Source organism: Synergistaceae bacterium (genome assembly GCA_021372895.1).
Lineage (GTDB): Bacteria > Synergistota > Synergistia > Synergistales > Synergistaceae > JAJFTP01.
Genome location: JAJFTP010000061.1, coordinates 1 through 13,798, shown reverse-complemented (window position 1 = coordinate 13,798; position 13,798 = coordinate 1). Strand labels below are relative to the sequence as shown.

General features: G+C 52.9%; 15 protein-coding genes and 1 tRNA gene. 9 read left to right on the top strand and 7 right to left on the bottom strand.

Annotated features, from left to right (window positions below):
- The 7 genes from tuf to rplA form a co-directional block, all read left to right on the top strand.
- The coding region (gene tuf / locus LLF78_05825) for an elongation factor Tu (protein ID MCE5202010.1) at positions 1-172 on the top strand (172 nt) is incomplete at its 5' end.
- A gap of 66 nt (positions 173-238) precedes the next feature.
- On the top strand, positions 239-388 hold the full coding sequence (gene rpmG / locus LLF78_05820; protein ID MCE5202009.1) for a 50S ribosomal protein L33: 150 nt from the start codon (positions 239-241) through the stop codon (positions 386-388).
- Positions 389-409: 21 nt separating this feature from the next.
- A tRNA-Trp gene (locus LLF78_05815) sits at positions 410-487 on the top strand.
- Between the two features lie 78 nt (positions 488-565).
- A complete protein-coding gene (gene secE, locus LLF78_05810) occupies positions 566-748 on the top strand; it encodes a preprotein translocase subunit SecE (GenBank protein MCE5202008.1) in 183 nt (60 codons plus the stop codon).
- A 74-nt stretch (positions 749-822) separates the two neighbouring features.
- Entirely contained in the window at positions 823-1,374 is a 552-nt protein-coding gene (gene nusG, locus LLF78_05805; GenBank protein ID MCE5202007.1) for a transcription termination/antitermination protein NusG, read from the top strand.
- Between the two features lie 86 nt (positions 1,375-1,460).
- Positions 1,461-1,886, top strand: a complete 426-nt coding sequence (rplK, locus tag LLF78_05800; protein MCE5202006.1) for a 50S ribosomal protein L11 — start codon at positions 1,461-1,463, stop codon at positions 1,884-1,886.
- Positions 1,887-1,958: 72 nt separating this feature from the next.
- A complete protein-coding gene (rplA, locus tag LLF78_05795; GenBank protein MCE5202005.1) occupies positions 1,959-2,669 on the top strand; it encodes a 50S ribosomal protein L1 in 711 nt (236 codons plus the stop codon).
- Positions 2,670-2,761: 92 nt separating this feature from the next.
- On the opposite strand, the gene LLF78_05790 is transcribed toward rplA, so the two are convergent.
- From LLF78_05790 to LLF78_05765, 6 genes are all read right to left on the bottom strand, one after another.
- On the bottom strand, positions 2,762-3,403 hold the full coding sequence (locus LLF78_05790; protein MCE5202004.1) for a cyclase family protein: 642 nt from the start codon (positions 3,401-3,403) through the stop codon (positions 2,762-2,764).
- An 81-nt stretch (positions 3,404-3,484) separates the two neighbouring features.
- A complete protein-coding gene (locus LLF78_05785) occupies positions 3,485-4,948 on the bottom strand; it encodes a pyridoxal-phosphate dependent enzyme (GenBank protein ID MCE5202003.1) in 1,464 nt (487 codons plus the stop codon).
- A 56-nt stretch (positions 4,949-5,004) separates the two neighbouring features.
- Positions 5,005-6,249, bottom strand: a complete 1,245-nt coding sequence (locus LLF78_05780; GenBank protein MCE5202002.1) for a threonine synthase — start codon at positions 6,247-6,249, stop codon at positions 5,005-5,007.
- A 233-nt stretch (positions 6,250-6,482) separates the two neighbouring features.
- The gene (locus LLF78_05775; protein MCE5202001.1) at positions 6,483-8,843 is read right to left on the bottom strand and encodes a glycyl radical protein; all 2,361 of its coding nucleotides are present in this window, start codon (positions 8,841-8,843) and stop codon (positions 6,483-6,485) included.
- Between the two features lie 194 nt (positions 8,844-9,037).
- Entirely contained in the window at positions 9,038-9,943 is a 906-nt protein-coding gene (locus LLF78_05770) for a glycyl-radical enzyme activating protein (GenBank protein MCE5202000.1), read from the bottom strand.
- Entirely contained in the window at positions 9,925-10,650 is a 726-nt protein-coding gene (locus LLF78_05765) for a GntR family transcriptional regulator (protein MCE5201999.1), read from the bottom strand. The genes LLF78_05770 and LLF78_05765 overlap by 19 nt, the downstream gene beginning before the upstream one ends.
- Positions 10,651-11,029: 379 nt before the next feature.
- Between LLF78_05765 and LLF78_05760 the strand changes: the two genes are divergently transcribed.
- Positions 11,030-12,163 carry an aminotransferase class I/II-fold pyridoxal phosphate-dependent enzyme gene (locus LLF78_05760; protein ID MCE5201998.1) on the top strand — a complete coding sequence of 378 codons (1,134 nt, stop codon included), beginning with the start codon at positions 11,030-11,032 and terminating at the stop codon, positions 12,161-12,163.
- Positions 12,164-12,282: 119 nt separating this feature from the next.
- Here LLF78_05760 and LLF78_05755 read toward each other — a convergent pair whose 3' ends face one another.
- Positions 12,283-13,023: a 2-phosphosulfolactate phosphatase gene (locus LLF78_05755; protein MCE5201997.1), complete on the bottom strand. Its 741-nt coding sequence runs from the start codon at positions 13,021-13,023 to the stop codon at positions 12,283-12,285.
- A gap of 104 nt (positions 13,024-13,127) precedes the next feature.
- Between LLF78_05755 and LLF78_05750 the strand changes: the two genes are divergently transcribed.
- On the top strand, positions 13,128-13,628 hold the full coding sequence (locus LLF78_05750; protein ID MCE5201996.1) for a universal stress protein: 501 nt from the start codon (positions 13,128-13,130) through the stop codon (positions 13,626-13,628).
- The last annotated feature ends 170 nt before the right edge of the window (positions 13,629-13,798 follow it).

Sequence of the window (13,798 nt, the reverse complement as noted above, 5' to 3'; positions counted from 1 at the left end):
CACCGGCGAGATCAAACTTGCCGAGGGGGTCGAAATGGTAATGCCTGGGGACAACAGCACATTTGAAGTCAACCTCATCGTGCCGATAGCAATGCAGCCCGGACTCCGCTTCGCAGTACGCGAAGGCGGCCGCACGGTAGGCGCAGGCGTCGTTACAGAGATCATCGAATAGCATATTCCCGGGTGGCCCTTTTACACGGCCGCCCGGATAACTTATTTTTGTCTGGAGTGAAAACAAATGGCTGATATCGTCGGTCTTCAGTGCACGGAGTGCAAGCATCGCAACTACGTGACCTTTGTCAACAAGAAAAAGGCAACGAAAAAGCTCGAAAAAAAGAAATACTGCAAGTTCTGTGATAAGCACACCTTGCATAAGGAGTGCAAGTAGGGTAGAATATTCTCCGCACGCAGGTCTGTAGCTCGAACTGGTTAGAGCACCGCACTCCAAATGCGGGGGTTGAGGGTTCGAATCCTTCCAGGCCTGCCATTTTTGTCTGTCTGTGATTTTTCACTGTTTTTGTACAATGCAGCATATCAAAGTTGATGAATGAGGAGGTCGGGGGATATGGAAAAAGTCCTCGACTACATAAGGGAGTCCAGAGCTGAACTTAAGAAAGTAACATGGCCGACGAAACAGCAGGTATGGTATTCCACGCTTGTGGTTCTTGCGGTGACGTTTATAGTTTCGGCATATCTCGGACTGGTAGATCTGCTTCTTACGGGAGTTTTCTCTAAGATTATCCGATAGTCGGGATCTGCTGGAAAGCATTTAAGTCTCGGCTGTAACCTGGAGGTGAAGGGGGCTAAGGCCCTCTTTTAGGCATGAGCGAGTTATTTGGAAACACACAGGAACGCCGCTGGTACATAGTTCAGACTTATTCCGGCTATGAGAATAAAGTCAAGGCGAATCTTGAACAGAGGATTGCCACTATGGGCATGGAGGATAGAATTTTCCGTGTTCTTGTTCCCGTTGAGGAAAAAGTCTATGTTAAAGACGGTAAGACCAAGCGCATACGCCGCAAGGTCTTCCCGAGCTATGTGCTGGTGGAGATGATCCTCGAAGATCAGTCATGGTATGTCGTTCGCCACACCCCAGGTGTAACGGGTTTTGTCGGGTCGGGTAATCACCCGATCCCGCTCACGCCTAGAGAAGTTGAAGACATAATGAACAAAATCGGCAAAGAATCCAAACCTAAAATAGAAGTCGATTTCAGGGTCGGCGATATGATACAGGTCAAAAGCGGGCCCTTTGCAGGACAGGCAGGACCGGTCGCAGAGATCGATACCGACAAAGGTAAGATCAAATTCAGCGTCACAGTGTTCGGACGTGAAACAGTTGTCGAGGCGGATTACACAGAACTTGAAAGGATTTAACTATGCATCCTGTTTTTGTATCCCGCACATTGAAAAAGGAATAACCGCCCCGGAGGGGGCTTTAAACCAAGGAGGTCACATGTAATATGGCAAAGAAAGTAATAGGGGAGCTTAAACTTCAGCTGCCCGCAGGCAAAGCGACACCGGCGCCGCCGGTGGGTCCTGCGCTCGGACAGCGCGGGATCAACATCATGGAATTCGTCAAGGCGTTCAACGCCAAAACGGCGGATCAGGCCGGAATGATCATCCCGGTCGTAATTACAGTATATGCGGATCGCAGTTTCTCGTTTATCCTCAAGACACCGCCCGCAAGCATCCTCATCAAGAAGGCTGCAGGCAAAGAGAAAGGTTCTGCCGTGCCCAACAAGGACAAGGTGGGAAAGATAACGAAGAAACAGGTCGAGGAGATCGCGGCACTCAAGATGCCTGACCTCAACGCGAACGATATTCAGGCCGCAATGCAGATGATCGAAGGAACTGCCCGTTCGATGGGCATAGAGGTTGTCCGTTAGTTTCTTTGCGAAACTGCGGACGTGGGAGGAAGCCCGCGGAGGTTTCCGACATTACCACGAGGAGGAATAAACATGTCAAAAAAAGGTAAGCGTTACAGGGCTTTGCTGGAAAAAGTCGATCTCACAAAACAATACTCTATTTCTGAGGCTGTCGCAATCGCAAAAGAATGTGCAACCGCGAAGTTCGACGAGAGTCTCGAGCTCCATGTTCGTCTAGGCGTAGATCCCCGCCATGCAGACCAGCAGGTACGCAGCACAATTATCCTTCCCCACGGGACAGGCCGTACAAAGAAAGTGTGTGTGCTTGCCCTTGGAGATAAGCAGAAGGAAGCACAGGATGCAGGCGCGGATATCGTCGGCGGCGAAGATCTGGTAAAAGAGATCGCAGATGGCAGAATGGATTTCGATGCTGTTATCGCCACACCGGACATCATGAAATCAGCCGGTCGCCTTGGGAAGGTCCTCGGTCCCCGCGGACTTATGCCAAGTGCAAAGACCAACACAGTCACGTTCGATGTCGCGAGTGCAGTCAAAGAGATCAAAGCCGGCCGTGTGGAGTTCCGTGTTGATAAGACGGCGATTACACACAATGCAGTGGGCAGAGCTTCTTTCCCGGCAGAAAATCTTGAGGCGAACGTCAAGACGCTTTTCCGTGCAATAATCAAGGCGCGTCCCGCTGCAGTCAAGGGGACATATGTCAAAAGCGCAACGCTTGCCACGACTATGGGGATCGGTATCCCGATCGACCCGGTCCAGGCAGCGAAGGATATAGCAGCGGAATAAGCGGACAACAGTACAAAGCAAAAACAGGGCGCAGAGCGATCATCCGTGCCCTGTTTTTTGATGGCCGGCATTCAAAGGGCCGGGATATGATGTCATTTATCCAATACCGCCATGATCCTTGCCGGACCGCCGTCCTGTTTGACGAGAGAAATTGGCAGGGCGGCGAGGCAGAACGGCATATAGCCGACCTGATCGAGATTCCGCAGGTTTTCCATTATGACAAGGCCTCTTCCCAGTAATATTTTGTGGATATCGCATGCTGCGGAATCAACGGGGTCGACCGATATGGCATCGAAGCCTATCCCCTTGATGTTCTGCTCTGAAACCCATTCAGCGGCAAGAGGAGAGAGGGTCGGGAAGCCGCTGAGATAGTCTTCAGTGCCCCATTTGCTGGACCAGTCGGTGCGGAAGAGCAGAAAATCAACGTAGGCTATCTTGTTTGAGGATACCCTTATATCCGCAAGCTCGATCCTGCGTCCGGCGCATCCCCTCACGTCAGCTATCAGCGCGAAGCCGAAGAATGTCTCGTTCGGCAGCTCATCCATGTATTTGCCGTCCGCGATCATGTGTGCGGGCGCGTCCATGTGAGTTCCTGTGTGAGAGCTCATCGAGAGCAGCTTTGTCCTCCATCCGTTCTCCTCCATCGTTGCGCCGGTCTTCACCGACGGAGAAACATCTCCGGGGAAAACGACCATCCCATCTGTAACAGGCCAGCTTAAATCTACAACTTTCATGAACGCACCCCATCTACATGTAAAAAATTAAGTTCTGTGCAATATGCGCGCCCTGCATGAGTAAACTTTCCCACAGGTCCGCTATGCCAGTCCGGTACGTCTGTTGAACTCTTCTATTTTTTCGTCGATTTTATCCGCCATCCTGTGGATGTTTGTCCAGTAATCGCGGTCATACCACTGTGCATTGAGCTCCTTGCCGGTCTTTCCCTGCTGTTCGACCCATGTGTAGTACTTCAGGTTGTGGATGCGTTTGCGGTCATAGTAGCTGAGCTCCTTAATACCGTCAATTCCCATTCCGAGCACCCAGCGCTGATGGTCGACCTCCGCGCGGACCGGATCGTAAGCGCCGAGTTCCTCGCGCATCTCCACGAGGCGCGATCCGTACATCTCCATGGAGTCTGTGAGCACGGTCACTATGATGTCGTTCTTGGTGAGCTCGTAGTACTTGGCCATCTTTATCGCCATGGCTACGTTTGCTGCGCCGGATATCCCCATAAGCGGAAGCATTGCTATGACTTCATCAGATATGCCTATAGAGCGCAGATATCCCTGCCCTTCGGGTTCGTTGCAGAGGCGGATCATCGCCATGCATATATTGTCGTCGATCGCAAAGACAAGGTCTGTGTTCCTGACGTTATGCACCCATGGCACGTGCTTGTCTCCGATGCCCTCTATGCGGTGTTCGCCAAAGCCGTTAAGGCAGAGAGTCGGGCACTGGAGGGCTTCGCCTACGCCGACCTTGCTATCGGGGAATATTTCCTTAAGATAGTCCCCGCAGCCCGTCGTTCCGGCTGAGCCGGAGGTTACGACGACTCCGGCGAACCTGTCCTTCGGACCCATCGCCGCCCGTATAGCCTCCTCCATCGCACTGCCGGTCACCGTATAATGCCAGAGATGGTTTCCCATTTCGTCAAACTGGTTGAAAACGACGGCTTCCGGGCGTGTTGCGCGGATGTGTGCGACTTCGTCATATATCTCTTTTACGTTGCTCTCCGTTCCGGGTGTCGCAATTATCTCTCCGGCCACAGTGCGCAGCCACTCGAAACGTTCCTTGCTCATACCCTGCGGCAGTATCGCGATCGACTCACAGCCCAAAAGCTGAGCGTTGTAAGCTCCGCCGCGGCAGTAGTTGCCCGTAGACGGCCATACGGCCTTCTGGCAGGTCGGGTCGAACTGTCCCGTCACAAGGCGCGGGACGAGGCAGCCGAAGCTCGCCCCTACCTTATGCGCTCCTGTCGGGAACCATTTTCCGCACAGTGCTATTATGCGCGCCGGCACACCGGTAAGTTCGCTCGGGAATTCGAGAGTATTGACGCCGCCGTAAAGCCCGCCCGTCTTCTGCGGCACATTCTTCCACGTGATGCGGAAGAGGTTTGCGGGATCTACATCCCAGAGTCCCGTTTTTTTCAGTTTTTCCTTGATATGCTCCGGCGTATACTTTTCAGGGTCCTTCATCTGCTTGAAAGTGGGAATAAGCACATTGCGTTTCTTCGCGAGCTCTACAGCGTTTTTCAGTTTCTCTTCGTTAATGGTGAGGTCTATCATTGTTCCGGCTCCCTCCTGATAATTGATTTACAATGAAAAGTCAGACCGACATATAATCAAAACGGCTGAACTTTCAGCAACGCCTCGAACGCTTCGATGTCAGGGCTGCATTTCAAAGGTTTTCCGGTCGTCTTTTTTGCACTTTCGATATCCTTTAACCCATTGCCTGTGACTACGATCGCAACCCGCTCATCAGCTTCGATAAGCCCCTCTTTCGCCATACGGCGGAAGCCGGCAAAAGCTGCCGCTCCGGCCGGTTCGCCGAATACGCCGCTTGCGCGTGCCAGCTCCGGTATGGCCGAGAGGATCTCGGCGTCAGAAACTGCCGCCGCGGTCCCGTCAGTGTCCCTCATCGCGCGCAGGGCCTTTGCCCAGTTGCGCGGCGCTCCGACTGAAATGCTGTCGGCTAATGTATCTGCGGGGCCGAATGTCACGCGGGGCGCACCGCTTATTATTGCGTCGTATATTGGGCGGGAGCCTTCCGCCTGTACGCCGGTTATTTTCGGCATCCTGTCTATGATGCCGAGATCGAGCAAATCGCGGAAGCCCTTGTAAAGCCCGCCGATACAGCAGCCGTCACCCACAGAGATAAAGACCCTGTCCGGTACATCCCAGCCCATCTGTTCCGCTATCTCCATCGCACAGGTCTTCTTGCCCTCTATCAGGTACGGGTTTATTGCGCAGTTCCTATTATACCAGCCGAATTTTTCTATTGCCGCAGTTGCCAGGCTGAAGGCATCGGCATAGTCCCCGCGGACCAGCACTACGTTGGCGCCGTAGACCAGAAGCTGTGTGACCTTTGCGTCGGGAGCCTTCTCCGGGACGAAGATAAAACTTTTAAGCCCCGTTACCGCTGCGAAGCCGGATAGTGAGCTTGCGGCATTTCCGGTGGATGCGCATGCGACGACCTTCTGTCCGAAATCAAGCGCCTTAGCCACGCCGACTGCGCTTGCCCTGTCCTTCAGCGAGGCAGTTGGGTTCCGTCCGTCATCTTTTATAAAAAGTTCCTTTACCCCATATTCGGATGCGAGTTTTTCATTCCTGTAAAGCGGCGTCCAGCCTACGGCAAGCGGCGGTATATGCGCGTCGTCAATTACCGGCATGATATCCCTGTAACGCCAGAGAGTCATGTCCCTGTTCCCGGCAAGTTTTTCCCTTATGAGTTTTTTCTTGACGGTGCTTACGTCGTAAAGTACGTCAAGCGTTCCGTCAAGCCCGCAGACGTCGCAGACATATCTTCCCTCTCCGGCATCATACTCTCTGCCGCATAAGACACATTTGAGCAACAACGGTCCGGCCATAACACCACTCCTTATGTTAAGCACTTTGATCGTAATATTATACTTTAGCCGGCCGATATTGTGCCGCGGCATCAATTTTTCCCATACAGCCCATTGGACCTGGAGATCGATGCGGCAGCGGGGCAGTATAAAACGCGGAGCCCCTCTTGTACTTTCGTACTTTAAAAGGCCCCGCGTAAATCCGGTAAAGCTTGTCCGGCAGCAGATGTGCCGGCATTCAGGTTTCGCCCTGTTTAGAAGGATTCCTGCGCGTTACGCGCGATAATCTCCTCCTGCTGATAGTTGTCCAGGTCCACGAAGTAGTCGCTGTAGCCTGCGACGCGTACGAGCAGGCCGCGGTAATTCTCCGGGTGTGCCTGCGCATCGCGAAGGGTGCTTTCGTCGACTACGTTGAACTGGATATGGTGTCCGCCTAGCTTGAAGTAAGAGCGGATGAGGTTCTTGACGCCCTCGATCCCCTCTTCCCCGGCAAGGACCGACGGCAGGAAGCGCTGATTGAGCAGCGTGCCTCCGGACTTTACCTGGTCCATCTTCGCAAGCGACTTCACGACTGCTGTCGGTCCGTTGCGGTCTGCGCCGTGGCTCGGGGATGTCCCGTCGGATTCCGGCATTCCAGAGAAACGCCCGTTCGGCGTTGCCGCGAGCTTCTGCCCGAAGTAGTTATGGCATGTCGTGCTAAGCATATTGAGGTGATATGTCGGCCCAAGGATGCTGTGCTTGCCGTCTATTGCGGAGAACAGGCTGGCATAGACCCTCCTCATGATGCTGTCCGCATAGTCGTCATCATTGCCGAAGAAAGGCGTCTTATTCCAGAGAGTAAGGCGCATCTCCTCTTCGCCCTCCCAGTTCTTTGACATTGCGTCGACTACCTGCTGCAGAGTATAAGTACCCTCTTCGAAGACGTGTTTCTTGATCGCTGAGAGACTGTCCGTTATCGTGCCTATGCCGCAGCACTGGATGTAGTCTGTGTTATAGCGCGGGCCTCCGTTGTAGTAGTCCCTGCCCTTCTCGATGCAGTCGCGGATCACCACTGAGAGGAACGTCGCAGCCATCTTCGTCGCATACTGATGGCGCAGATAGTTGTCCACCTTGATCTTTGTCTCTACTACATGCTCAAGCTGTTTCTCAAACGCAGCATAGAGGTCGTCGAATGTCTTGAACGTGCTCAGATCTCCGGTCTTGATGCTGACCTGCTTGCCTGTGAGCATGTCTACGCCGTTGGTGAGCGCGTATTCTAGCAGCTTAGGCACGTTGAGGTAGCCATGGAGCAGGTAGGCTTCCTTGCCGCAGCAGCCGGTCTCTATACAGCCGCTAGTGCCGCCCTGACGGGCATCCTCGAGCGTCTTGCCGACCCTCATCTGCTCCTGTATGACCATATCGGCGTTAAACATTGACGGATAGCCCATGCCGTTGCGGAAGACCCTGGCCGCCGCGCGGATCACATTGTCCGGAGTGCGCTCGCTGACCTGGATATTGCCCTGCGGCTGGAGAAGGCGCAGCTCGTCGAACAGCTCAAGACAGATGTACGTTACCTCGCTTGAGCCGTCAGAGCCATCGGCCTTGAGACCGGCAAGGTTGATGTTAGTAAAGTCATTGTAAGTGCCGCTCTCGGCTGCCGTGACACCGACCTTGGGGGGCGCCGGAGTGTTGTTGACCTTGATCCAGAAGCAGGCGAGAAGCTCCTTGGCCTTGTCGCGGGTGAGTGTGCCTTCAGCGATCCCCTTCTCATAGAACGGCGCCAAATGCTGGTCAAAGTGTCCCGGGCTCATTGCATCCCAGCCGTTAAGCTCTGTTATTGTGCCGAGATGGACGAACCAGTACATCTGAACTGCCTCCCAGAAGTCTCTGGGTGCGTGCGCAGGCACATGGCGGCAGACATCGGCTATCTTGAGGAGCTCAGCCTTGCGTGCCGGGTCGCTCTCTCCGGCGGCCATCCTCTCCGCAAGTTCAGCGTGGCGCTCAGCGAAAATGATGACCGCATCGCAGGAGATATCCATGCCCTGGAGTTGCTCGTCCTTGGCTGTCGCCTCCGGGTCATTGAGGAAGTCCAGTTTGGCACGGGCCTCCGCGATGTCCTTCTTCAGGTCCAGCATGCCCTTTTCATAGATGAGCCCGTCAAGGGAGGTGTGTCCGAGAGCCCGCTGTTCGCCGAATTCGGTGAATGTGCCGGCTTCATAAAGCTTGGTCCAGTCTTCAGGCATGCGGTCGAAAAGCTTATCTCTCATGCAGCGGCCGCGCCAGTAAGGGATGACCTTTTCTTCGTAGGTCTTGATATCTTCCGGTGCAACGGAGTAATTCTGCTGTTTGCGCACGTTGAGCACCTCAAGGTCATTGACCGAGTGGCAGGTGAGCTCAGGGAAAGTCGACACGGCACGGGGCTTCGGGCCGCGTTCCCCTACGATAAGTTCATCCTTGCCGATATAGATAGCCTTTTTCTCGCAGAGGTACTTGAAATTTGCCGCGCGAAGGACAGGCATCGGGAGCTTGCCGTCGTTCTCGCGGTAGAACTCAGTCTCGAGCAGGGCCCTCTCTATCGAGATAGAGGGGTGGGTCTCAAAACTTTCATCACGCAGGCGTTGGATACGTTCGTTCATGATAAAAAAACCTCCTTAATGTCATAAAACCCATCGTCATACCGTCCTTAAAGCGTACTGTGCCGCGGCGGAAAACGCAGCGTGGACACATTTGTAAAACATCAGCACTAAAGCTTTTTATCTCATGCCTCCCCGGACGAAGAGGCTGTTTCTTTTTTAGACTCTCAAATGATCAAATTGCCGCTCAGCCGGCCTTATCCTCCTATGTGCACCTTTAGTCCGTATCCTTCGAGAATCACAGCTGCGCTGCGGGTCTGTGCCGCTGTCGGAGGCAGGAGGTCCGGAAGCTTGTAATCCATGTGCCACCTGCTGTGTTTCCCTTTTGCGACAGTGTGGTATGGAAGGATATTGACCGCAGTTATGCCCTTGAGTTTGGCAGCGAAAGCACCCAGAGCGTGGATATTTTCGTCGTCTGAGTTGAGCCCTGGCATAAATGGGAAGCGGATGTTTATCTTTGCTCCGGCCTCAGATATGGCGGCCAGATTCTCAAGTATGATAATGTTGTCTACTCCTGTGTACTCCTTGTGTTTCACCGGATCCATGTGCTTTATGTCGTAGAGAAAGAGGTTCGTCTCTTTCGCTGCTTCCAGTATATATTTTTTGTCTCCGAAGCCGCATGTGTCAACGGCGCGGTGGAAACCCTCACGTCCGCATGCCTTGAGCGCTTCAAGCAGAAACTCCGGCTGTACGAGAGGCTCTCCGCCGGAGAACGTGATCCCGCCTCCGTCGCGGAAGAATATCTCGTCCTTGCGGAGCTCTGTCATAAGTTCTTCGACCGTGTATCTCCTGCCGCAGAGTTCCCGTGCTCCGGCAGGACAGACTGCCTCGCATCTGCCGCAGCCGCTGCAGATCCGGGCATCCGTTACAAGCCGCCCGTCAGCTACGGAGACGGCTCCGTTAGGGCATGATCCAACGCAGGCGCCGCAGGCTATGCACCTCTCGCTGCGGAAGAGGACCGCGGGAGCCATCGACTGGCTCTCCGGGTTGTGACACCACCAGCAGGAGAGGGGGCAGCCCTTCATATGTACTGTGGTCCTCAAGCCCGGGCCGTCGTGTATAGAATATTTTTTTATATCAAATATCATTCCTGTGATACGCAATCAAGCTGCCCCTCCTCGGATACATCAAGCTCCGAATGCTTTGCGAAGTAATATTTGCGGATAAACCTCTCCTGTACGGCGAAGGACCAGTGCACGTCCCTCACATAGTCCGCCGCCCCGTTGAAATCATGGCTGCGGAACATATCTATCATTGCCTTGTGCTCTTCGAGAGAATGCATCTCCCACTCTTTGACAAATGTCTTGTTCCGCGGGAAATCATAAAGCCGCTCCTTGAGTATCCTGATATGGTGAAGCATCTCTGTGTTATCTGACAGGTTAAGATAGACATCGTGAAATTTCAGATTTTCATCATAGAATGCGGAATAATTGTTCTGGTCGAGAGCTTTGCGCATCTGGATGTTGCATTTTTCCATAATGTCGGCATCGCTGTCGCGGAAACGGAGTGAACCCAGTATTATCACCGCTGACTCAAGGCCGCCGAGGATCTCATATATGTTACGTATTTTCTCAAGTGTCAGCGCGTTCACGGCAACTCCGCGACGGGGATAGATCGTTACAAAACCTTCGGACTCAAGCTGGAAAAGGGCATCCCTAAGAGGGGTCCTGCTCATCCCGAGATCCTTGCTGATTTCGTTCAGATTAAGAAACGCACCGGGACGTATCCTGCCTTCGTTCATCTGAAGGCGGAGATAATCGTAAACCTGCTCCCTTAATGATTTGAGTGTAAAATTGAGTCCGTAGTCCATAATACCTTCCCCTTCCATTTGTCGATTGTACCACAGATATATCAGATTGCAATAGAAATTATAATTATAATAAACTAAAATTGCCTGATATCGCAAAAAAACAGCTGACACCGGAGATATGGCTGATATATAGAAAGCAAAACACTGATGTTTTTGTTCCTGTCAAACGATATAAAAATCAGTCAAAAACTTTATTTTTTGCGTGTTTAAACCATTATAAAACAACTATGAAATAAGTGTAATGTCTTGCCGGAGATCTGAAATATGATATATCTCTGTTGATGTGCTTACATGGAGAGGGAAAAAGGTTATACTTAACAGAATGGTCCTGAAATTTTATAAGCTCGGTCTATACGATAGATGAGAGGAGAGAACTTCGATGAAGATCAAGGAATTCAAGCTTGAAAGACTTTTTGCGCGCTATGTCTCAGATGCGAAATACATGCTCAGCCAGGTTTCATGCGAAGCGTGCACGATGAAGGAAATTCTGGACATGGCCGACGCCGAGTGCAGGGAAAAATGGGATAACCTGAGTCTGGGCTACACGAAGCAAATGGGTTATCCGCTTTTGCGCGAAGCGATTGCTAAGCGATACAATTCGATACGCCCTTCGGACATCCTCGAGCTGACTCCCGAAGAGGGCATCTTCATCTTTATGAACACGATGCTCGACCCGGGTGACGAGGTAATAGTAATGCATCCCTGCCTGCCTTCCCTCTATGAGATCCCACGGGCGCTCGGCTGCAAGATCATCCGCTGGCCGCTCGAAGTTACTAGCTGGGGCTGGCGTCTCGACGTGAACTTCCTGGCCGAAACGATATCGCCGAACACCAAGCTGCTGATCCTGAACATACCAAACAACCCGACCGGTTATATTCCGGTCAGGACAGAGATGGACCGTATACTCAACCTGGCTGACAGGATGGGCACGTGGGTCTTCTGCGAAGAGACGTACCGCGGGATGGAACACGACCCGGCGGCGGCGCTGCCCTCGCTTGCGGATCTCTATTCCCGCGCTACGGTCATAGGCGGGCTTAACAAATACGGATTGCCCGGCACGCGCATGGGATGGCTTGTAACCAAGAACAAGCAGGTGTTGCTGGACTGTGCGGCCTACAAAGACTACACGACGCTCTGCAACAACGCCCCGGGCGAAGTGCTCGCGACCATCGCTATGCGCAATGCCACTGAACTTCTGCAGCGCAACCATAAAATCGTCCTTGAGAACCTGGGTATAGCGGAGTCCTTCTTCAGGCGGCACAAGAGCCTGTTCCAATGGGTCCAGCCCAACGGAGGCTCGACGGCGTTCCCGAGACTCATGCCGCCATTCGACGTAACGGAAATGTGCGAGAGGGCCATGAATGATAAGAGCCTGCTCATCATCGGCGAACGTGCCTTTGGCCTTAACAATAACCACTTCAGGGTAGGCCTCGGACGCAGGGATTTCTGCCGGACGCTAGATGTCTTTGCTGAACTGGTGGAAGAAATGACGGCCGAAGGCGCAAAAGGTTAATATCGGACAGAATATTGCATTGATTTTCTGATATTTTATATACAAACAGGCGGCAGACGCTGGACAGATAAAATCCCGGGTCTGCCTGTGTGTCTATAGTGCAATGCTTGCGTTATATCCTATCTCCCGACGATCGCCATTATCCCGTTAAAATAGGAGACCCTGGGCACGGCAGCGGTTGCGTCGATCACGCCGCAAAAAACAATGTCATCGGTAAATCCCAGTCCCTGCAGTATCCTGCCGTGCTCTGACTCCATGCATACGGAAGTGATATCAGGACCGAAGTGATGCCATAGAGCCATCGCGGCGATCGCCCCGTCCGTGAGCTCCATCTCCGTCCCGCCGTTGGACGGTGCAAGCGCAAGCATCTTTTCAACCAGCATCCCGGCGCAGACCGTGTCCTCCATCGAGTACCCGCCGTTGCAGCCTGACGCTATTATGCCGATCCGTGTCCCGCTGCACAGAGCATCCCATACCACAGCCTCCGCATTGCGCGCGCAGCCCACGCGCACCTCAGCGCAGCCCCGAGCGGCCGCCATAAGAGCCCCGGTCCCGTTCGAAGTAGTGATTATCGCGTTCTTCGGCGCACCCTTCAGTGTCAGCTCAAGAGGTGAATTGCCGAAATCAAAGCCCGGCAGTCGAAGCCCGCCGCGCTCTCCCATAAGCTTCCAGTCTTCACCCAGGTTCTGCCTCAGCAGCGTTGGATCTTCTGCCTCGGGGACAGGCAGGAGCACCTCTCCGCCGGCGTCAAAAAAAGTCGTTATCTGCGTCGATGCGCGAAGCAGGTCTACGACGATGCGACAGTCGTGTTCTTTCAATTTTTCCGAAGGAAGAAGCGCCACATCAAACAGATATTTCAAAGGACAGACCTCCCATGTTATCATTATTGCTGAAGTAAATGTGCTAAAATATCCTTATACAAGAGCTATTTTACGCCAAAATTGACAAGGAGGTTTGAAATGAAATGAAAATGCTTATTGCAGTCGACTTCAGCCCTGTAGGACGCGAAGTAGCGCACAATGGTTACCGCCTTGCACAGAAGAGCGGAATGGACGTGACGTTTTTTCATTGCGCACCGCAGACATCGCGTTTCCTTGAGGGCTACGACATCAAGGCGTTCCTCTCTCCGACCAGCAGGACGGAGCAGCAGAAAATAAAAGAAATGGCGACTCAGAACCTGAACAAAATAATGGAGGACGTCCTTGCGGAATCGGGCAGGACCCCGGGTATCAGTATTGACGAATATATCACTTCTGGCGATGCCGGCGAAGAAATAATCAAATATGCAAAAGCAAATAACTTTGACCTTATCATTATAGGATACAAGAGCTACAGCAATATTGAACATATCCTTGTCGGCAGCACTGCCTCCAAGGTCGCGCGCTATGCCCCCTGCTCGGTCCTCATCTACCGCCCGGGCCGGGATGTCTCCTCGATGAACCTTGATCCCAACCCAAGATGGTAGGTTTCCCCGGCAGGAGAGCCGTTCACCGATAAAAACATCTTAAGTCGACTTTACCTCCAAACTACCCAAGCAGCAAATACCTCCCTGACCCCTGCAGCCTGATTTTTGCCGGATATGTCCCTAATGGCGAAGATCTGGCTGTTTTATTGCATACTGATTTAATCATGCGT